Source organism: Trinickia camelliae, assembly GCF_053525655.1.
The window spans coordinates 125,993-145,002 of record NZ_JBCHAA010000012.1 but is presented as its reverse complement, the minus strand read 5'-3'; the positions used below and the strand labels follow the sequence as shown (position 1 = coordinate 145,002).

General features: G+C 64.3%; 16 protein-coding genes. 13 read left to right on the top strand and 3 right to left on the bottom strand.

Annotation, left to right across the window (positions count from 1 at the left end; all coding sequences use genetic code 11):
• Positions 1 to 4: 4 nt before the first annotated feature.
• From queF to ilvA, 3 genes are read right to left on the bottom strand one after another with little or no spacing between them, the layout of a single operon-like run.
• The gene (gene queF / locus AAHK20_RS20370) at positions 5 to 832 is read right to left on the bottom strand and encodes an NADPH-dependent 7-cyano-7-deazaguanine reductase QueF (protein WP_449183317.1); all 828 of its coding nucleotides are present in this window, start codon (positions 830 to 832) and stop codon (positions 5 to 7) included.
• A complete protein-coding gene (locus AAHK20_RS20365; RefSeq protein ID WP_449183316.1) occupies positions 829 to 1,734 on the bottom strand; it encodes a 5'-nucleotidase in 906 nt (301 codons plus the stop codon). Before AAHK20_RS20365 ends, queF begins: the two co-directional genes overlap by 4 nt.
• Before the next feature lie 18 nt (positions 1,735 to 1,752).
• A complete protein-coding gene (gene ilvA / locus AAHK20_RS20360; protein ID WP_449183315.1) occupies positions 1,753 to 3,276 on the bottom strand; it encodes a threonine ammonia-lyase, biosynthetic in 1,524 nt (507 codons plus the stop codon).
• 540 nt (positions 3,277 to 3,816) lie between these two features.
• On the opposite strand from ilvA, the gene AAHK20_RS20355 reads away from it, so the two are divergent.
• The 13 genes from AAHK20_RS20355 (at position 3,817) to clsB (ending at position 18,878) form a co-directional block, all read left to right on the top strand.
• Entirely contained in the window at positions 3,817 to 7,875 is a 4,059-nt protein-coding gene (locus AAHK20_RS20355) for a DUF3683 domain-containing protein (RefSeq protein WP_449183314.1), read from the top strand.
• Positions 7,876 to 7,907: 32 nt separating this feature from the next.
• Positions 7,908 to 8,336: an HIT family protein gene (locus tag AAHK20_RS20350; RefSeq protein WP_449183313.1), complete on the top strand. Its 429-nt coding sequence runs from the start codon at positions 7,908 to 7,910 to the stop codon at positions 8,334 to 8,336.
• A 90-nt stretch (positions 8,337 to 8,426) separates the two neighbouring features.
• Positions 8,427 to 8,840 carry a gamma-butyrobetaine hydroxylase family protein gene (locus AAHK20_RS20345; RefSeq protein ID WP_449183312.1) on the top strand — a complete coding sequence of 138 codons (414 nt, stop codon included), beginning with the start codon at positions 8,427 to 8,429 and terminating at the stop codon, positions 8,838 to 8,840.
• 128 nt (positions 8,841 to 8,968) lie between these two features.
• Positions 8,969 to 9,700 carry a bifunctional demethylmenaquinone methyltransferase/2-methoxy-6-polyprenyl-1,4-benzoquinol methylase UbiE gene (gene ubiE, locus AAHK20_RS20340; RefSeq protein WP_449183311.1) on the top strand — a complete coding sequence of 244 codons (732 nt, stop codon included), beginning with the start codon at positions 8,969 to 8,971 and terminating at the stop codon, positions 9,698 to 9,700.
• A 36-nt stretch (positions 9,701 to 9,736) separates the two neighbouring features.
• The gene (locus AAHK20_RS20335; RefSeq protein ID WP_449183310.1) at positions 9,737 to 10,747 is read left to right on the top strand and encodes a Tim44 domain-containing protein; all 1,011 of its coding nucleotides are present in this window, start codon (positions 9,737 to 9,739) and stop codon (positions 10,745 to 10,747) included.
• Between the two features lie 108 nt (positions 10,748 to 10,855).
• Positions 10,856 to 11,503, top strand: a complete 648-nt coding sequence (locus AAHK20_RS20330) for a ubiquinone biosynthesis accessory factor UbiJ (protein ID WP_449183309.1) — start codon at positions 10,856 to 10,858, stop codon at positions 11,501 to 11,503.
• A 15-nt stretch (positions 11,504 to 11,518) separates the two neighbouring features.
• Positions 11,519 to 13,096 (top strand): ubiquinone biosynthesis regulatory protein kinase UbiB, encoded by a 1,578-nt coding sequence (gene ubiB, locus AAHK20_RS20325; protein ID WP_449183308.1) that lies wholly within the window; start codon positions 11,519 to 11,521, stop codon positions 13,094 to 13,096.
• A gap of 36 nt (positions 13,097 to 13,132) precedes the next feature.
• Positions 13,133 to 13,777, top strand: coding sequence for a class I SAM-dependent methyltransferase (locus AAHK20_RS20320; RefSeq protein ID WP_449183307.1), 645 nt, complete (start codon positions 13,133 to 13,135; stop codon positions 13,775 to 13,777).
• Positions 13,778 to 13,935: 158 nt separating this feature from the next.
• Entirely contained in the window at positions 13,936 to 14,313 is a 378-nt protein-coding gene (locus AAHK20_RS20315) for an FmdB family zinc ribbon protein (protein WP_449183306.1), read from the top strand.
• Positions 14,314 to 14,412: 99 nt separating this feature from the next.
• Positions 14,413 to 15,063, top strand: coding sequence for a DUF502 domain-containing protein (locus AAHK20_RS20310; RefSeq protein WP_449183305.1), 651 nt, complete (start codon positions 14,413 to 14,415; stop codon positions 15,061 to 15,063).
• A 61-nt stretch (positions 15,064 to 15,124) separates the two neighbouring features.
• Positions 15,125 to 16,927, top strand: a complete 1,803-nt coding sequence (aspS, locus tag AAHK20_RS20305; protein ID WP_449183304.1) for an aspartate--tRNA ligase — start codon at positions 15,125 to 15,127, stop codon at positions 16,925 to 16,927.
• A gap of 185 nt (positions 16,928 to 17,112) precedes the next feature.
• Positions 17,113 to 17,589 (top strand): dihydroneopterin triphosphate diphosphatase, encoded by a 477-nt coding sequence (gene nudB / locus AAHK20_RS20300; protein ID WP_449183303.1) that lies wholly within the window; start codon positions 17,113 to 17,115, stop codon positions 17,587 to 17,589.
• Positions 17,586 to 18,878 (top strand): cardiolipin synthase ClsB, encoded by a 1,293-nt coding sequence (gene clsB, locus AAHK20_RS20295; protein WP_449183302.1) that lies wholly within the window; start codon positions 17,586 to 17,588, stop codon positions 18,876 to 18,878. Before nudB ends, clsB begins: the two co-directional genes overlap by 4 nt.
• Positions 18,879 to 19,010 lie beyond the last annotated feature (132 nt).

The window sequence follows — 19,010 nt, the reverse complement described above, 5'->3', positions numbered from 1 at the left end:
AACCCTACTGCCGCGCCAACCTCGCGTTATCCGGCATCGGCAGGTTATAGCTCGTGCGGAACGGATTGATGTCGAGCCCGCCGCGCCGCGTATAGCGCGCGTACACCGCGAGTTTCACCGGCTGGCATTCACGCATGATGTCGATGAAGATACGCTCGACGCATTGCTCGTGAAAGCCCGTGTGGTTGCGGTACGAAATGATGTAGCGCAAGAGCCCGGCGTGATCGATCTGCGGGCCCACGTAGTGAATCTGGACGCTGCCCCAATCGGGCTGCCCGGTTACCGGACAGTTCGATTTCAGCAGATTCGAGAACAGTGTCTCTTCGACCGGCGCTTCGTTGAGCGCCGCTTTCAGCAGCGAAGGATCGGGGTGATAGACATCGGCATCGAGATCGAGCCGATCGAGCGACAAGCCCTCGAATTCCTCGATCTTGAGCTTCGCGAACTCCGACGACGGCGTCGCCAGACGCACCGACACGCTCGCGCCGCACGCCGCCGACACATCACGCTTGAGCATTTCGCGCAGCGCATCGAGCGACTCGACTGGCGTCTGGGCAAACGAGCCGAGATACAGCTTGAACGACTTCGACTCGACGATGTTCGGCGACTCGGCCGGCACGTAGAACGTCGCGATCGCGATCTGCGGCTTGCCGCGCGGAGTCAGCCACGAGAGCTCGTACGCGTTCCAGATGTCGGTGCCGAAGAACGGCAGTTGCGCGCCGATGCCGATCGCCTCGCGCGCCTTGTTGCGCGGAATCGGAAAGAGCAGTGACGGGTCGTACTGCTCGGTGTACGCGGCGGGTTTGCCGAGAGGGGATTGTTCGGGTGTCATGATGCGTTCACGATGCCGCTCACCACGTGGCCGGTCGCCGTGACGACACGGGCCGATTCGCAGTGACGGATTTGATCGTCGAAGAAGAAATCGGGTTCGAACTCGCGCAGGAATGAACCTTTGTCGAGTCCGCCGAGGAACATCGCTTCGTCGATTTCGATGTTCCAGGCCATCAAAGTACGGATTGCGCGCTCATGCGCGGGCGCCGAGCGCGCGGTGACGAGCGCCGTGCGAATGCGCGGCCGCACGCCGCCGTCCGCGAGCTTTTGCAGCTTGTGCAGTGCTTCGAGCAGCGGCTTCAAAGGACCGTCGGCGAGCGGCAGGTCCTTGTTGTCGAGCTCGTGGCTCACGAACGCCTCCACGCCGTTCGCCTGAAAGACGCGCTCGGCTTCGTCGGAGAACAGCACGGCGTCGCCGTCGAACGCGATGCGGATCTCGTCCGGATAGGTGCTCGCCATGCGTGCCGATTCCGGCAGCACGCGCGCGGCGGGAAAGCCGGCGGCGAGCGCGTCGCGCACGTCGCCCTGATTCGCCGACAAAAACAGCGACGCGTTCAGCGCACTCAGATACCCAAACGGTGCGCGTCCGCGCGTGAAGACGCCGCGCTCGATCGCGAGCCCATGCTCGGCGCACGAGCGAAACGCGCGCAGGCCGCTGATCGGATCGCTGCGCGACAGCAGCACGACTTCGACGCGATGATGCTCGCCCGCATTGAGCGCGAGCAGCTTGCGGATCAGCGCGAACGCGACGCCAGGCTTCGCGGCGACGTTCAGGCGCGAGCGCTGCAGCGCCTCGTAAGCCTTCAAGTCGCCCTCTTCGAAGACGCGGTTTTCCTCCTCGAAGTCGAACAGCGCCCGCGACGAGATCGCCACGACCAGCTTGTCATCGAGCGAAAAAGGCATGCGCGTGCTCCTGCCGCTTCAAGCCAGGAACAGGCGATAGACCGGGTTCTGGCTTTCGTCCCAATACGGATAGCCGAGCGTCGACAGAAACTCTTCGAATTCGGCGTTCTCCGCTTCGGGCACCTGGATGCCGATGAGGATCGAGCTGTAGTCCGCGCCCTGATTCCGGTAGTGGAAGAGGCTGATGTTCCAGTCCGGCGCCATCGACGACAGGAACTTCATCAGCGCGCCCGGCCGTTCGGGGAATTCGAAGCGGAACAGGCGCTCGTCGTGCGCGAGCGGCGAGTGACCGCCGACCATGTAGCGGATGTGCTGCTTCGAGAGCTCGTCGTTGGTGAGGTCGACGGCGGGGAAGCCGTGCTTCTGGAAGTTCTCCGCGAGCGCATCGGATTCGCCGCGACGCTTGATTTGCACGCCGACGAAGATATGGGCCGAGCGCGCATCGGCGATCCGGTAGTTGAACTCGGTGACGCTGCGCTCGCCGACCAGTTCGCAGAAGCGCTTGAAGCTGCCGCGCTCCTCGGGGATCGTCACCGCGAACACCGCTTCGCGCGCCTCGCCGACTTCGGCGCGTTCGGCGACGAAGCGCATGCGGTCGAAGTTCATGTTCGCGCCCGACGTGATCGCGATCAGCGTCTCGTTCTCGATGCCTTCGCGTTCCGCGTATTGCTTTGCGCCCGCGACGGACAGCGCACCGGACGGTTCCAGCACGCTGCGCGTATCGAGGAAGACGTCCTTGATCGCCGCGCACAGGGCGTCGGTGTTCACGGTCATGACTTCGTCGAGATATTCGCGGCACAGGCGGAACGTTTCCTCGCCGACGAGCTTCACCGCGGTGCCGTCGGCGAAGAGGCCGACTTCGGCAAGCGTCACGCGCTCGCCGGCCTTGATCGACTGGGCCATCGCGCACGAATCGTCGGACTGCACGCCGATGACCTTGATCTCGGGGCGCACCGATTTCACGTAGGCCGCGACGCCCGCCGCGAGCCCGCCGCCGCCGATCGGCACGAAGATCGCGTGGATCGGCGCCTGGTGCTGGCTCAGGATTTCCATCGCGGTCGTGCCTTGGCCGGCGATCACGTAGGGATCGTCGAACGGATGCACGAACGTCATGCCGCGCTCTTCCTGCAGCTTGACCGCATGCGCGTAGGCATCGCTATACGATTCGCCGGCCTGCACGACCTCGACGGTCGGCCCGCCGTGGGCGCGCACCGCATCGACCTTGACCTGCGGCGTCGTCACCGGCACAACGATGACCGCCTTGACGCCCATCTTCGCCGCCGAATACGCGACGCCTTGCGCATGATTGCCCGCCGACGCCGTAATGACCCCGTGCGCGAGCGCCTCGGCCGGAATGTGCGCCATCTTGTTGTACGCGCCGCGCAGCTTGAACGAGAAGACGGGCTGGTTGTCTTCGCGCTTCAGATAGACACGGTTCTTCAGCCGGGCGGACAGATTGCTGGCGGGTTCGAGCTCGGTCTCGCGGGCGACGTCGTAGACGCGCGCCGTGAGGATCTTCTTCAGGTAGTCGTGTGGGGCCATGGGGTGATGCGCGATGCGCTCGGCAGTACGCAAGAATCAAAGAGGAAAAGATCAATGATAGCGCCAACGGCTTCGATTCCGGCCGATACAGGCACTTGGGTTCGCGCCGGTACGCGTATTTTGCCAACCGTCCGTTCGGTAAATTTTTGTGCGGAGAATTTGCCTCCGAACGCCGCTTTCGATCACCAAAACGTCCGTTTCGGCAGATTTCCAGCGTCAACGCGTATTGGGATCATGGGGTAGAATTCCGTTTTGAAACAAGGATCGAAAGATGCACTGGCAGCCCCGGACCGCCCATTTGATGCCGACTTCGCGCGACGCATGTCCCGCGGCGCAGCGTCACGCCGGCCAGCCGTACCTCCGCCACGTACGATCGTGTAGCTGCATCTGACTTGCGAAGGTCCGCACGCTCGCGCTATGTCGCTTGAGCCGCGGTCTGCGCTTCGCCCTCATAGAAGAATCCCTAGAATTGCGCCCCAAGCGCATGCCGGCCCGGTGCTCGCAAATGAGCGACGCGGCGGCACATAGAGTCGTCCGACCATGAACGCACCTCAAGTTTTCGATCCGCACGGCGCCGCCACCGCTCTGGCCGCCGAACCTGAACCGCGCTTGCGCGAAATCCCGTACAACTACACGTCGTTTTCCGACCGCGAAATCGTCATCCGCCTGTTGGGCGACGACGCCTGGGCCGTGCTCGACGAATTGCGCGCCGAACGCCGTACGGGCCGCTCGGCGCGGATGCTGTACGAAGTGCTCGGCGATATCTGGGTCGTGCGCCGCAATCCGTATCTGCAGGACGACCTCCTCGACAATCCGAAGCGCCGCGCGCTGTTGATCGAAGCGCTGAACCACCGCCTGAACGAGATCGAGAAGCGCCGCCGTGCCGATTTGTCGGAGCATCGGGAGGATGCGGGCGGCGTCGAGCGTGCTGCGCGCGTCGAGACGCTCGTGGTCGCGGCGCGCCGCGCGGTCGAAGCGTTCGCCGCCGAATTCGACAAGTCCGCCGAACTGCGCCGCCGCGCGACCAAAGTGCTCGGCCGCTGCACGCAGAAGGACAACATCCGTTTCGACGGCCTCTCGCGCGTTTCCCACGTGACCGACGCGACCGACTGGCGCGTCGAATACCCGTTCGTCGTGCTGACGCCCGATACCGAAGCCGAGATCGCCGGTCTCATCAAGGCGTGCTTCGAGCTCGGTCTCACGGTGATTCCGCGCGGGGGCGGCACGGGCTACACGGGCGGCGCGGTGCCGCTCACGCCGTTCTCCGCCGTCATCAACACCGAAAAGCTCGAGCAGCTCGGCGCCGTCGAATTGACGGAACTGCCGGGCGTCGCGCGCAAGGTGCCGACGATCTTCTCCGGCGCGGGCGTCGTCACGCGCCGCGTGACCGAAGCGGCCGAAGCCGCGGGCTACGTGTTCGCGGTCGATCCGACTTCGCTCGACGCCTCGTGCATCGGCGGCAACGTCGCGATGAACGCGGGCGGCAAGAAGGCGGTGCTGTGGGGCACGGCGCTCGACAACCTCGCGTGGTGGCGCATGGTCGACCCGCAAGGCAACTGGCTCGAAGTCACGCGGCTCGATCACAACCTCGGCAAGATCCACGACATTGCGGTCGCGCGCTTCGAACTGAAGTGGTTCGACGGCGAGCACGCGCCCGGCGAAAAGCTGTTGCGCTCCGAAACGCTCGACATCGAAGGCAAGCGCTTCCGCAAGGAAGGGCTCGGCAAGGACGTCACCGATAAATTCCTCGCGGGCCTGCCCGGCGTGCAGAAGGAAGGCTGCGACGGGCTCATCACGTCCGCGCGCTGGGTGCTGCACAAGATGCCCGCGCACACGCGCACCGTCTGCCTCGAATTCTTCGGTCAGGCGCGCGAAGCGATTCCGAGCATCGTCGAGATCAAGGACTATCTGTTCGAAACGTCGAAGCAGGGCGGCGCGATTCTCGCGGGCCTCGAGCACCTCGACGAGCGCTATCTGCGCGCGGTCGGCTATGCGACCAAGAGCAAGCGCAACGCGTTTCCGAAGATGGTGCTGATCGGCGACATCGTTGGCGACGATGCGGATGCGGTTGCCACGGCCACCTCGGAAGTCGTGCGCATGGCCAACGGCAAAAGCGGCGAGGGCTTCGTCGCGGTGAGCGCCGAGGCGCGCAAGCGCTTCTGGCTCGACCGTAGCCGCACCGCCGCGATCGCGAAACACACGAACGCGTTCAAGATCAACGAAGACGTCGTGATCCCGCTCAACCGCATGGGCGAGTACACCGACGGCATCGAGCGCATCAACATCGAGCTGTCGATCAAGAACAAGCTGCAGCTCGTCGACGCGCTGCAAGCGTTCTTCAAGGGCGGCAAGCTGCCGCTCGGCAAGAGCGACGACGCGAACGAAATCCCGAGCGCCGAGTTGCTCGAAGATCGCGTGCAGCAAGCGCTCGATCTGCTGCAGCGCGTGAAGGTGCGCTGGGAGTTCCTGCGCGACCATCTCGACATGCCGCTCGCCGAAGCCCAGCATCACCTCGTGCAGCTCGGCTACGAAGCGCTCGCCGAGAAGTTCGCGGACCGCGTCGACGCCCAGCCTGGCGTGACCGTCTTCGAAGTGACGCAGGACCGTACCGTGCGCGTGTCGTGGAAGCAGGAAATCCGCGCGGAGCTGCGGCAGATCTTCAACGGCGGCGAGTTCAAGCCGATCCTCGAGGAAGCGCAGGCGGTCCACAAGCAGGTGCTCCGCGGCCGCGTGTTCGTCGCTCTCCACATGCACGCGGGCGACGGCAACGTCCACACGAACATCCCGGTCAACTCCGACAACTACGAGATGCTGCAGGACGCCCACAAGGCCGTCGCGCGCATCATGAAGCTTGCGCGCTCGCTCGACGGCGTGATTTCCGGCGAGCACGGCATCGGCATCACCAAGCTCGAGTTCCTGACCGACGCCGAGATCGGCGAATTCCGCGAGTACAAGAAGCGCGTCGACCCGGAAGGGCGCTTCAACAAGGGCAAGCTGCTCGAAGGCGCGGATCTGCGCAACGCCTATACGCCGAGCTTCGGCCTCATGGGCTACGAGTCGCTGATCATGCAGCAGTCCGACATCGGCGCGATCGCCGATTCGGTGAAGGACTGCCTGCGCTGCGGCAAGTGCAAGCCGGTGTGCGCGACGCACGTGCCGCGCGCGAATCTGCTCTACAGCCCGCGCAACAAGATCCTGGCCACGTCGCTGTTGATCGAGGCGTTCCTGTACGAAGAGCAGACGCGCCGCGGCGTGTCGATCAAGCACTGGGACGAGTTCAACGACGTCGCCGACCACTGCACGGTCTGCCACAAGTGCGCGACGCCGTGCCCGGTCAAGATCGACTTCGGCGACGTGACGATGAACATGCGCAACCTGTTGCGCAAGATGGGCAAGAAGAAGTTCAATCCGGGCTCGGCTGCGGGCATGTTCTTCCTGAACGCGACCAATCCGCAGACGATCAACCTCGCCCGCACGGCGATGATGGGCGTCGGTTACAAGGCGCAGCGTCTTGCCAACGACTTGCTCAACAAAGTCGCGAAGAAGCAGACCGCGCACCCGCCCGCGACTGTCGGCAAGCCGCCCGTCGTCGAGCAGGTGATCCACTTCGTCAACAAGAAGATGCCGGGCAACCTGCCGAAGAAGACGGCGCGCGCGCTGCTCGACATCGAGGACAACAAGATCGTGCCGATCATCCGCAACCCGAAGACGACGACCGTCGATTCGGAAGCGGTGTTCTATTTCCCGGGCTGCGGTTCCGAGCGGCTGTTCTCGCAAGTCGGACTCGCGACGCAGGCGATGCTGTGGGAGGCGGGCGTGCAGACGGTCTTGCCGCCGGGCTACCTGTGCTGCGGCTACCCGCAGCGCGGCGCGGGCCAGTTCGACAAGGCCGAGAAGATCGTGACGGACAATCGCGTGCTGTTCCACCGCGTCGCGAATACGCTGAACTATCTCGACATCAAGACGGTGGTCGTGTCGTGCGGCACCTGCTACGACCAGCTCGCCGGATACGAATTCGAGAAGATCTTCCCGGGCTGCCGGATCATCGACATCCACGAATTCCTGCTGGAAAAGGGCATCAAGCTCGACGGCGTGACGGGCACGCGCTACATGTACCACGACCCGTGCCACACGCCGATCAAGACGATGGACCCGGTGAAGCTCGTCAACGAACTGATGGGCGCTGAGAAGGACGGCTACAAGATCGAGAAGAACGATCGCTGTTGCGGCGAGTCGGGCACGCTCGCGGTGACGCGTCCGGACGTGTCGACGCAGGTGCGTTTCCGGAAGGAAGAAGAAATCAGGAAGGGCGCGGCGAAGCTGCGCGCGATTCCGGTGGTGGCCGGCGGCGCTTCCGAAACGGCGTCGAATGGGGCCGCGAACGGCGCGGCAGCCTCGGCTGCCAACGGCGCGCCCGACGTCAAGATCCTGACGAGCTGCCCGTCGTGCCTGCAAGGTCTCTCGCGCTACAACGAGGACGCGAACATCGAAGCCGACTACATCGTCGTCGAAATCGCGCGCCACGTGCTCGGGGAAGACTGGATGGCCGACTACGTTCAGCGCGCGAACAATGGCGGGATCGAGCGAGTGCTGGTCTAATACCGGCACTTATATTCCGCTAGGGGCCGACGATGGAATGCGTTTTCTGCCGTGAAGAGGGCGGCGCCGTGCTCTGGCAGGACGACGCGATGCGCGTCGTCCTCGCCGACGAACACGATTACCCGGGCTTTTGCCGCGTGATCTGGAACGAGCACGTCGCCGAGTTTTCCGATCTCGAGGATTCGGCGCGGGATCGCGTGATGCGCGTGGTCAACGCCGTCGAGCGTGCGATTCGGCGCGTGATGCACCCGGTCAAGGTGAACCTCGCGAGCCTCGGCAACCAGGTGCCGCACGTGCACTGGCACGTCATCCCGCGCTTCACGAACGACGCGCATTTCCCGTTGCCCGTGTGGGCGCCGCGCCAGCGGACCGTCTCCGAGGCGCTCTTGTCTCAGCGGCGCGCGCAGGCCACGCTGCTCGCCGAAGCGGTACGCCACGAAATCGAACGCGCTTTTGCTTGATCGCCTGGGCTCGATGATGGCCGGCTACGACTGACAGCCGCGCGCATTCGGCGCTGCGATCGCCCATATCTTTTGCCAGACGAGGTTGCGATGCCCGGACTGACCCCAGCCACGCCGGTGCCGACCGGCGTCGTCGTGCACGCCAAATCGCGCGTGCTCGAACTTCAATATGCTGACGGCAAGACCTACCGGCTGCCGTTCGAACTGCTGCGCGTCTATTCGCCGTCGGCGGAAGTGCGCGGCCACGGGCCGGGGCAGGAAACACTGCAGACCGGCAAGCGCGACGTGTCGATTGTGTCGCTCGAAGGCGTTGGCAACTACGCGCTGCAGCCGACCTTCTCCGACGGCCATTCCACCGGCATCTACTCGTGGGACCTGCTCTATGACCTCGCGATTCGGCAGGATGAACTCTGGCGCGAGTATCTCGACAAACTGGCAGCGGCGGGCGTCGACCGGGACGCGCCGATGGCCGCATCCGACACACCGCACGGCCATCGTCACTGACATATGAGGGCCCCCGCGGGGGCGCATCAGTCCGCTTGGGACGGCCCGGCGCGAACTGATACGATCCGCCTGACTGCCGCAAAATCGTGCGGCGCAACAAAATTCAAAGTAAAGAGAGGACGAGCGCGATGAGCAAGACCCATTTCGGCTTTCAGACAGTCGACGAACACGACAAGGCGAAAAAGGTTGCCGGCGTGTTCCACTCGGTGGCAAGCAACTACGACCTGATGAACGACCTGATGTCGGGTGGGCTGCACCGGATTTGGAAGTCGTTCACGATCGCGCAGGCGAACGTGCGGCCGGGCTTCAAGGTGCTCGATATCGCGGGCGGCACGGGCGACCTGTCGATGGCGTTCGCGAAGCAGGCGGGGCCGACGGGCGAGGTCTGGCACACCGACATCAACGAATCGATGCTGCGCGTAGGCCGCGACCGCCTGCTGGACAAAGGCGTGATCACGCCGGCGCTGCTCTGCGACGCCGAGAAAATTCCCTTTCCGGACAACTACTTCGACGTGGTGACGGTGGCATTCGGCCTGCGCAACATGACGCATAAGGATGCCGCGCTTGCCGAGATGCGGCGCGTGCTGAAGCCGGCTGGGCGCCTGCTGGTGCTGGAGTTCTCGAAGGTGTGGGACCCGCTGAAAAAAGCGTACGACGTCTACTCGTTCAAGGTGTTGCCGTGGCTCGGCGACAAGTTCGCGAAAGACGCCGAAAGCTACCGCTATCTGGCGGAATCGATCCGGATGCATCCGGACCAGGAAACTTTGAAGACGATGATGGAACAAAGCGGCCTCGATGCCGTCAAATATTACAATTTGTCAGCTGGCGTGGTAGCCTTGCACGTCGCGACAAAGTATTAGTGTTCCCAGATCATTGTCTTTTAAAGGAATTTTTCCATGACCGCTTCGTTTTCGTTGTCTTCCAAAAACCTTACAGCTTCGCTGGCAAGGCGAATTGGACGGGCCGCCGTGGTCGGTTTGATCGTTGCGAGTACGTTTGCAACGCTCGACGCCGAGGCGAAGCGCATGGGCGGCGGCCGCAGCGTCGGCCGCCAGTCGCAGACCGTGCAACAGCAGCAGTCCACTTCGCCGGCCCAGCAGCCGATGCAGCAGCAATCCATGCAGCCGTCGCAAGCTCAGCGCGCGACGCCGGCACAGCCGACGCCGGCCGCCACGCCTAACCGCTCGCGTTGGCTGGGGCCGATCGCCGGTCTCGCCGCGGGCTTGGGCATCGCCGCGCTGCTGTCGCATTTCGGGCTCGGCGAGGCATTCGCCGGCGCGATGGCGAACTTCATCGTGATCGCGCTGATCGCGATGGTTGCGATCTGGCTGATTCGCAAGTTCATGGCGCGCCGCCGCCAGAACGAGCCGGCCTACGGCGCGGCAGGTTCGGCTTCGATGAACGCGGGCGGTTACGGCTCGAGCTACTCGCAAGAGCCGCGTTATACGCCGCCGGCAGCGGCTGGCGCGTTTGGCTCGTCGTCGGCGGCTTTCGACTCGGCGCCGCAAGCGAACGCAGCACCGTCCGTTCCGGCCGGCTTCGATACCGAAGCCTTCCTGCGTAACGCAAAGGTGAATTTCGTGCGGCTTCAGGCTGCCTGGGACGAAGGCAACGTCGCCGATATCCGCGAGTTCACAACGCCGGAAATGTTCGCCGAGGTGAAGATCGACATCGATTCGCGCGGCGCCGAGCGCAACCAGACCGACGTCGTGCAGTTGGACGCACAGTTGCTCGCAGTCGAAGATCGCGGCAGCGAGTACTTGGCGAGCGTGCGCTTCAGCGGCTTGATCCGCGAAACGGCGGGTGCGGCTGCCGAGCCGTTCGTCGAAGTGTGGAACCTGTCGAAGTCCTCGCGCGCGGGTGAAGGCTGGCTGCTGGCGGGTATCCAGCAGGTTTCCTCGCACTGAGACCACGTCTCGTAGTCCGTTCGGTCTAGATAAGCCGTAGGCGAACGGACGTTACAATAGAAACCCGCGCAGGCCGTCGCCTGCGCGGGTTTTTTCATCCCACGCCCGATGACCCTCGCTGCCAAGCCTTTTTCCGCTGCTGTCAATCACCTGCTCGCCCGCGAATCGTGGGCCCGCGAGCGCCTCGCTCCTTATGCCGGCAAGACTGCCCGGCTGGCCTGTCCTCCTGTCGTCATGGTGCTGCTTGTGCAGCCCGACGGTTATCTGACGGCCGTCGAAGAGAACGAGGCGCAGCAATGTGATGTCGCCATTTCGGTGCCGGCCGATGCGTTGCCGGCATTCGTGCAAGGCGGACAGGCTGCCGTGATGAAGCACGTCAAGATCGAGGGCGATGCCGAATTCGCGACGCAAATCGCGAAGCTCGCCGAGCATTTGCGCTGGGAGCCGGAAGAAGACCTGGCGAAGTTGATCGGGGACGCTCCGGCATATCGCGTTGCGACGCTGGCGAAGACCGTCGGCGAACGGGCGATGCGGACCGGGCGCAACCTGCGCGACTCGGTTGCCGAATATCTGCTCGACGAGAACCCGCAGCTCGTGCGCCGAGCGGCGCTGACCGATTTCAACGCCGAGCTTGCGCGCGCACGCGACGCGCTCGCACGCGTTGAGAAGCGGATCGAGCGCATCGAACAAAAAGTAGAAGCCCGCGAGAGCGCCAGTGCGCCGGGCGGTGCCGCCACATCGCGCGGCACGCGCTAGTCACCGGGTCCATTCATGCGTTTTCTGCGCTTCATCAAGATCGTTTTCACTGTCATCCGTTTCGGTCTCGACGAGATGATGCATAGCCGCATCAACGACCGCCGCGTGCGGCTGTTGCTGCGCATCACGACCATCGGCCGGCGCTTCAAGCAGCCGCCCGCAGTGCGGCTGCGGCTCGCGCTTGAAAGTCTCGGTCCGATCTTCGTCAAGTTCGGGCAAGTGCTGTCCACTCGCCGCGATCTGCTGTCGGTCGATATCGCCGCCGAGCTTGCGAAACTTCAGGACCAGGTGCCGCCGTTCGAATCGGCCGTCGCGATCGGCATCATCGAGAAAGCGCTTGGCGCGCCCGTCGACGAGCTGTTCGACGAGTTCGAGCGAGTGCCGGTGGCGAGCGCGTCGATCGCGCAAGTGCACTTCGCGAAGGTCAAGGCCGGGCAGCACGCGGGCAAGTCGGTTGCCGTGAAGGTGCTGCGGCCGAACATGCTGCCCGTGATCGACTCCGACCTCGCGCTCTTGCGCGATATCGCTGTCTGGGCCGAGCGCCTGTGGGCAGACGGCAAGCGTTTGAAGCCGCGCGAAGTCGTCGCCGAATTCGACAAGTACCTGCATGACGAGCTCGACCTCATGCGGGAAGCCGCGAACGGCAGCCAACTGCGGCGCAACTTCGTCGGGCTCGATCTGTTGCTCGTGCCTGAGATGTATTGGGAGTTCTGCACCGCGAACGTGCTCGTGATGGAGCGCATGGTCGGTGTGCCGATCAGCCAGGTCGACGCGCTGCGCGCCGCCGGCGTCGACATTCCGAAGCTCGCGCGCGAAGGCGTCGAGATCTTCTTCACGCAGGTGTTCCGCGACGGCTTCTTCCACGCGGACATGCACCCCGGCAACATTCAGGTGAGCTTGAACCCCGAACATTTCGGGCGCTATATCGCGCTCGATTTCGGGATCATTGGCGCGCTGTCCGACTTCGACAAGAACTACCTCGCGCAGAACTTCCTCGCGTTCTTCAAGCGCGACTACCACCGTGTCGCGACGCTTCACCTCGAGTCCGGCTGGGTGCCGCCGACTACGCGGGTCGAGGAGCTGGAGAGCGCGATTCGCGCGGTGTGCGAACCGTACTTCGACCGCGCACTGAAGGACATCTCGCTGGGCCAAGTGCTTATGCGGCTGTTCTCGACCTCCCGGCGCTTCAACGTCGAGATCCAGCCGCAACTCGTGCTGCTGCAAAAGACGATGCTGAACGTCGAAGGGCTCGGCCGGTCGCTCGACCCGGAGCTCGATCTCTGGAAGACGGCCAAGCCGTATCTCGAGCGCTGGATGAACGAGCAGATCGGCTTGCGCGGCTGGGTCGAGCGACTCAAGGTCGAAGCGCCGCAGTGGAGCAAAACGCTGCCCCAACTGCCGCGGCTGATCCATCACGTGCTGTCCGATCGCCACGACTCGTCGCGCGTGGCGAACGAAGAGGTGATGCGGATGATTCTGCTCGAGCAGAAGCGTACCAACCGGCTGCTGCAAGGTCTGCTGGTGTTCGGGATCGCCGTCGGCGTCGGGGCCGTGGTTGCCCGCGTGTGGCTCGCCATTGCATTTGGCGCCTAGCGGAAGACAGGTAAGCAACCGAAGGAGGATGTCCCGATGAGCGATTCGAAGAAGCCGTCCGGTCCGGAGCAGTCCAATCCGCAGGCCCCCAATTTCAGCGCGCGGGACCCGAATACCGCGGCATTCTGGGACGAACGCTTCGAGGGGGGATATACGCCGTGGGATCACGCGGGCGTGCCCGATGCATTCCGCGCCTTCGTTGCCCGCCACGACAAACGCCCGGTTCTGATCCCCGGTTGCGGCAGCGCCTACGAAGCGTTGTGGCTCGCGCAGGCTGGCTGGCCCGTGCGCGCGATCGATTTCGCCGCGCAAGCGGTCGATGCAGCCCGGGCGCAGCTTGGCGACCGTGCCGATCTCGTCGAGCAGGCTGACTTCTTCGCGTATGAGCCGCCTTTCGCTCCCGGCTGGATCTACGAGCGCGCGTTCATGTGCGCGCTGCCGAGAGCGCGTTGGACCGATTACGCCGAACGCATGGCGGCGCTGTTGCCATCGCAAGGACTGCTCGCCGGATTCTTTTTCCTGGGCGCGACGCCGAAGGGTCCGCCGTTCGGCATCGAGCGCGATGAACTCGACGCGTTGCTGACACCGCATTTCGAGCTGATCGAAGACGAGCCGGTGACCGATTCGATCGCGGTTTTTGCAGGCCGCGAACGATGGCTGACGTGGCGCCGCCGGCCGTGATTTAACCTTGATCCAGGCCCCGCCGCCCTTACCTGAGAGCACGGGTCTGTACGCCGCCGTCATCCGGGAAATCCAGGTAGACCATTGGTTTGCAGCTATAATTCAGCGCTTTGCAAGCGCTTAAAAGTTTTTTGTCGGGAAAAGCCGGGAAGGGAATCATGCCGATCTATGCCTATCGCTGCGAGTCGTGCGGCTTCGAAAAAGATGTGCTCCAGAAGATGAGCGATGCGCCGTTGACGCAGTGCCCGGAGTGCTCGAAGGACACGTTCCGCAAGCAGGTCACGGCCGCGGGCTTTCAGCTGAAAGGCTCGGGCTGGTATGTCACCGATTTCCGCGGCGGCTCTAACGGCGCCGGGGCCAAAGCCGGTGCGGCGGCTAGTGCGGCGACCAGCGAGGAATCCGCGAAGGCCGATGGCGGCACGGCGGGGGCGTCGTCGAACGACGGCGCAAGCGCGGCACCGGCTTCGGCCACGTCCGAGGCGTCGACCACAAGCACCGCGGCGCCGGCAGCAGCGGCCAGCAGCACCAGCGCCTGACGGCATGCCGCAACCGGGCGCCCCAACTCGCGCCCAATCGGTACTGTATAGGGCCCCCCCGCGCCAGCTGATTTCCGGCGCGGTTTTCTGGCGGTACACATGAAAAAGACGACGCTCAAATCCGTGTTTCTGACTGGCCTCCTGGTCCTGGTACCGTTGGCGATCACGTTGTGGGTGCTCGGGCTCGTCATCGGCACGATGGATCAGACGTTGCTCTTGCTGCCCGAATCGTGGCAGCCCGAGCGGGTGCTCGGGTTCCATCTGCCTGGCATCGGCGCAGTGTTGACGCTTGCGTTCATCTTCATCGTCGGCCTGTTCACGCAGAACTTCGTCGGCCAGAAGCTCCTCACGTGGTGGGACACGGTGCTGCGTCACATCCCGGTGGTCGGGCCGCTCTACACGAGCGTCAAGCAAGTGTCGGACACGCTGCTTTCCAGCAGCGGCAATGCGTTTCGCAAGGCGCTGCTGATCGAATATCCGCGCCGGGGTTCTTACACGATTGCGTTTCTGACGGGTATTCCCGGCGGCGACGTGGTCAATCACCTGAAGGGCGAGCACGTGAGCGTCTACGTGCCGACGACGCCGAACCCGACGTCGGGCTTTTTCCTGATGGTGCCGAGAAGCGAAGTCATCGAGCTCGACATGTCGGTCGACGCCGCGCTCAAGTACATCGTTTCGATGGGTGTCGTGGCGCCGTCGGTGCCGCACGTGAGCTCACCGGCACGCCGCCCCGTCGAGCCGCCGCTCTAAGCCGGGACCGCTCGCAAAACGAGCGCGTCCCCTTGATCAAACTAAACGATAGACAAATACCATGTCGATGAGATCTGAATACTGCGGTCTGGTGACCGAACACCTGCTGGGGCAAACCGTGTCGCTGTGCGGCTGGGTGCATCGTCGACGCGACCATGGCGGCGTCATCTTCATCGATCTTCGCGACCGCGAGGGCTTGGTCCAGGTCGTCTGCGACCCGGATCGCGCCGAGATGTTCAAGGCCGCCGAGGGCGTGCGCAACGAGTTCTGCATCCAGGTGACGGGCGTCGTGCGCAACCGTCCGGAAGGTACGACCAACGCCGGTCTGAACAGCGGCAAGATCGAAGTGCTGTGCCACGAGCTGGTTGTGCTGAACGCTTCGGTCACGCCGCCGTTCCAGCTCGACGACGACAACCTCTCGGAAACCACGCGCCTCACGCATCGCGTGCTCGATCTGCGCCGTCCGCAGATGCAGCAGAACCTGCGCCTGCGCTATCGCGTGGCGATGGAAGTGCGCAAGTATCTCGACGCGCAAGGCTTCATCGACATCGAAACGCCGATGCTCACGAAGAGCACGCCGGAAGGCGCACGCGACTACCTCGTGCCGTCGCGCGTGAACGCGGGCCAGTTCTTCGCGCTGCCGCAGTCGCCGCAGCTCTTCAAGCAGCTGTTGATGGTGGCGAACTTCGATCGCTACTACCAGATCGTCAAATGCTTCCGCGACGAAGACTTGCGCGCCGATCGCCAGCCCGAATTCACGCAGATCGACTGCGAAACGTCGTTCCTCAGCGAGCAGGAAATCCGCGACCTCTTCGAGAAGATGATCCGTCACGTGTTCAACGCGACGATCGGCGTGCAGCTCGACGAGACATTCCCGGTCATGAAGTACTCGGAAGCGATGGCCCGCTTCGGTTCGGACAAGCCTGACCTGCGCGTGAAGCTCGAATTCACCGAGCTGACCGACGCGATGAAGGACGTCGACTTCAAGGTGTTCAGCGCGCCGGCCAACACGAAGGACGGCCGTGTCGCGGCGCTGCGCGTGCCGAAGGGTGGCGAGCTGTCGCGCGGCGACATCGACGGCTACACGGAATTCGTGCGCATTTACGGCGCGAAGGGCCTCGCGTGGATCAAGGTCAACGAAGTGGCGAAGGGCCGTGACGGTCTGCAAAGCCCGATCGTGAAGAACCTGCACGACGCATCGATTGCGGCGATTCTCGAGCGCACGGGCGCCCAGGACGGCGACATCATCTTCTTCGCGGCGGATCGCGCGAAGGTCGTCAACGACAGCCTCGGCGCGCTGCGCCTGAAGATCGGCCATTCGGAATTCGGCAAGGCGAACGGCCTCGTCGAGCCGGGTTGGAAGCCGCTGTGGGTCATCGACTTCCCGATGTTCGAGTACGACGAGGAAGAAGCGCGCCACGTTGCTGCTCACCACCCGTTCACGAGCCCGAAGGACGAGCACCTCGAGTACCTCGAAACGGACCCGGGCCGTTGTCTCGCGAAGGCGTACGACATGGTGCTCAACGGCTGGGAAATCGGCGGCGGCTCGGTGCGGATCTATCGTGAAGAGGTGCAGAGCAAGGTGTTCCGCGCGCTCAAGATCGGGCCGGAGGAGGCTCGCGCGAAGTTCGGCTTCCTGCTCGACGCGCTGCAGTACGGCGCGCCGCCGCACGGTGGTATCGCGTTCGGTCTCGACCGCATCGTCACGATGATGGCGGGCGCCGATTCGATTCGCGACGTGATCGCGTTCCCGAAGACGCAACGCGCGCAGTGCCTGCTCACGCAAGCACCGAGCCCGGTCGACGAGCGCCAATTGCGCGAGTTGCACATTCGCCTGCGCCAGCCGGAGCAGCCGAAGGCGTAAGCGTCGAAACGCGCGCGTTTGATGCGCGCGTTCGGCGGCAGTGCGGCAATCGCCCGCAACGGCACGATGTAGTACGAGAAAGGCGCGTCATGCGCCTTTCTTGTTTTTTGCGCTACAGTCGGTCGTTCCACCCCTTTCTTCGACGCTATCGACCGATCCGCGCGCGCAGCGCGCCGTACCGAACCATGCCGAAACCGCCGAAAATTCCGGAATCCGTTCTCGTCGTCATTCATACGCCGGCGCTCGAGGTGCTGATCATAGAACGGGCTGACCGCCCGGGATTCTGGCAGTCGGTGACCGGCTCGAAGGACACGCTTGGCGAGCCGCTCGTCGAGACCGCGATACGCGAGGTGGCGGAGGAAACGGGGATCGTCATCGGCAGCGAGCAAGTGCCGGAGCGCGGCTTGGTGGATTGGCGCCATCAAATCGACTACGAGATCTATCCGGTGTGGCGGCATCGTTACGCCGAGGGCGTCACGCGCAATACCGAACACTGGTTCAGCCTCGAAGTGCCGCACCGCGTCGAGGTGACGCTCGCGCCACGCGAGCACACCGCGTTCTTGTGGTTGCCGTACGAAGAGGCAGCGTCGCGCTGCTTCTCGTGGTCGAATCGCGAAGCGATTCTCCAGTTGCCGCGCCGCGTGCGTGGACGCGCGGCATGACGGCAGCCGATGCCGACGCCGCCACGCGGCCTTTCGCGCGCCTTCGGCAGACGATCACATCGGGACGGTCTTCTCGGCTCCTGCTCACGCCAGGCAATACGGTGCGCCTGCTGCTCGGCGGCGCGGATTTCTTTGCGGCGCTGATCGAGCGGATCGACGCCGCCAGCGAAACGATCGCGCTCGAGACCTACATCTTCTGCGACGACGCAGCCGGCCGCCCGGTTTCCGAGGCCTTGATGCGCGCCGCCCGCCGAGGCGTGGACGTGCGCGTGATTACCGACGGCATCGGCACCGACCGCCTGCCGATGTTCAACGACTGGCCCGCGGCAGGCGTCGAGCACCGCATCTTCAACCCGCATTTGTTTGGCCGCTTCGGCTTTTCGCGCACGCACCGCAAGCTCGCGGTCGTCGATGGACGGTTCGCGTTTTGCGGCGGCATCAACATCGTCGACGATTTCGTCCAGGATCGCGTCCGCCTGCCTTATGCGCGTTGGGACTTCGCGGTCGAATTGACCGGGCCGGTGGTCGCGCAAGTCGGCGCGGCGTTCGATCTGCAATGGCAGCGTATCGAGCTCGGCCACCGGCCGCGGCCGCTGCAGACGCTCGGTTCCGAGGCGCGGCGGTCGCTGCCGGAAAGCGCCGTTGCGTCGGCGTTGATGGGCCGCTCCGCGCGTGCGCGCCGCCGGGCGCTGGCGGCGGCGCGGGCGACTCGCGAACCGAGCGTCGCGTTCATCGCGCGCGACAACGTCGTCAACCGGCGCGCGATCGAAAAGGCGTATCTCGCCGCCATCGGACGCGCGCGCCACGAGGTGCTGCTCGCCAATCCGTACTTCATGCCGGGCCGCAAGCTGCGGCGCGCGCTCGTGCGGGCGGCTCGGCGGGGCGTCGATGTGCGCATCCTGATCGGCCGCAAGGAGTTCGCCGCGCTCGATTACGCCGTGCCGTACCTCTACCGCACGCTGCTCAACGCCGGCGCGCGCATCGCCGAGTACGAAAAAACGATGCTGCACGGCAAAGTCGCCGTGATCGATTCGAATTGGGGTACAGTCGGTTCCTCGAATCTCGACGCGTTGAGTCTCGTTTTGAACAACGAGGCCAACGTGGTGCTCGTCCGGCACAGCGAGATCGGATTGCTGCGCGACGCGATCCTCGCCGCATTCGGCGAGGCACGGCCGATCGACGCTGGCCATTACGCCGCGCGTCCGCTCGGCGAGCGGCTCTTGAACTGGTTCGCGTACCTGTCCTACCGTACCGTCATGAAGCTGCTGACCGTCGGCGGCTACGACTGATCCGCTACGCCGCGCCACGCGCGTGCCACGCCGGACGCGCCCAAGGCAATCGGCAAAAAGCCCGCTTCCTGGGCTGCGGCAACGCCGCAAGAATAGGAAATGCCGGTTAGATACCGGTGTCTAATAAATTCC

Bases quoted from the DNA above. Each gene is read 5' to 3' on its own strand.
- queF (WP_449183317.1), bottom strand. From the start codon at position 832: ATGACACCCGAACAATCCCCTCTCGGCAAACCCGCCGCGTACACCGAG.
- AAHK20_RS20365 (WP_449183316.1), bottom strand. From the start codon at position 1,734: ATGCCTTTTTCGCTCGATGACAAGCTGGTCGTGGCGATCTCGTCGCGG.
- ilvA (WP_449183315.1), bottom strand. From the start codon at position 3,276: ATGGCCCCACACGACTACCTGAAGAAGATCCTCACGGCGCGCGTCTAC.
- AAHK20_RS20355 (WP_449183314.1), top strand. From the start codon at position 3,817: ATGAACGCACCTCAAGTTTTCGATCCGCACGGCGCCGCCACCGCTCTG.
- AAHK20_RS20350 (WP_449183313.1), top strand. From the start codon at position 7,908: ATGGAATGCGTTTTCTGCCGTGAAGAGGGCGGCGCCGTGCTCTGGCAG.
- AAHK20_RS20345 (WP_449183312.1), top strand. From the start codon at position 8,427: ATGCCCGGACTGACCCCAGCCACGCCGGTGCCGACCGGCGTCGTCGTG.
- ubiE (WP_449183311.1), top strand. From the start codon at position 8,969: ATGAGCAAGACCCATTTCGGCTTTCAGACAGTCGACGAACACGACAAG.
- AAHK20_RS20335 (WP_449183310.1), top strand. From the start codon at position 9,737: ATGACCGCTTCGTTTTCGTTGTCTTCCAAAAACCTTACAGCTTCGCTG.
- AAHK20_RS20330 (WP_449183309.1), top strand. From the start codon at position 10,856: ATGACCCTCGCTGCCAAGCCTTTTTCCGCTGCTGTCAATCACCTGCTC.
- ubiB (WP_449183308.1), top strand. From the start codon at position 11,519: ATGCGTTTTCTGCGCTTCATCAAGATCGTTTTCACTGTCATCCGTTTC.
- AAHK20_RS20320 (WP_449183307.1), top strand. From the start codon at position 13,133: ATGAGCGATTCGAAGAAGCCGTCCGGTCCGGAGCAGTCCAATCCGCAG.
- AAHK20_RS20315 (WP_449183306.1), top strand. From the start codon at position 13,936: ATGCCGATCTATGCCTATCGCTGCGAGTCGTGCGGCTTCGAAAAAGAT.
- AAHK20_RS20310 (WP_449183305.1), top strand. From the start codon at position 14,413: ATGAAAAAGACGACGCTCAAATCCGTGTTTCTGACTGGCCTCCTGGTC.
- aspS (WP_449183304.1), top strand. From the start codon at position 15,125: ATGTCGATGAGATCTGAATACTGCGGTCTGGTGACCGAACACCTGCTG.
- nudB (WP_449183303.1), top strand. From the start codon at position 17,113: ATGCCGAAACCGCCGAAAATTCCGGAATCCGTTCTCGTCGTCATTCAT.
- clsB (WP_449183302.1), top strand. From the start codon at position 17,586: ATGACGGCAGCCGATGCCGACGCCGCCACGCGGCCTTTCGCGCGCCTT.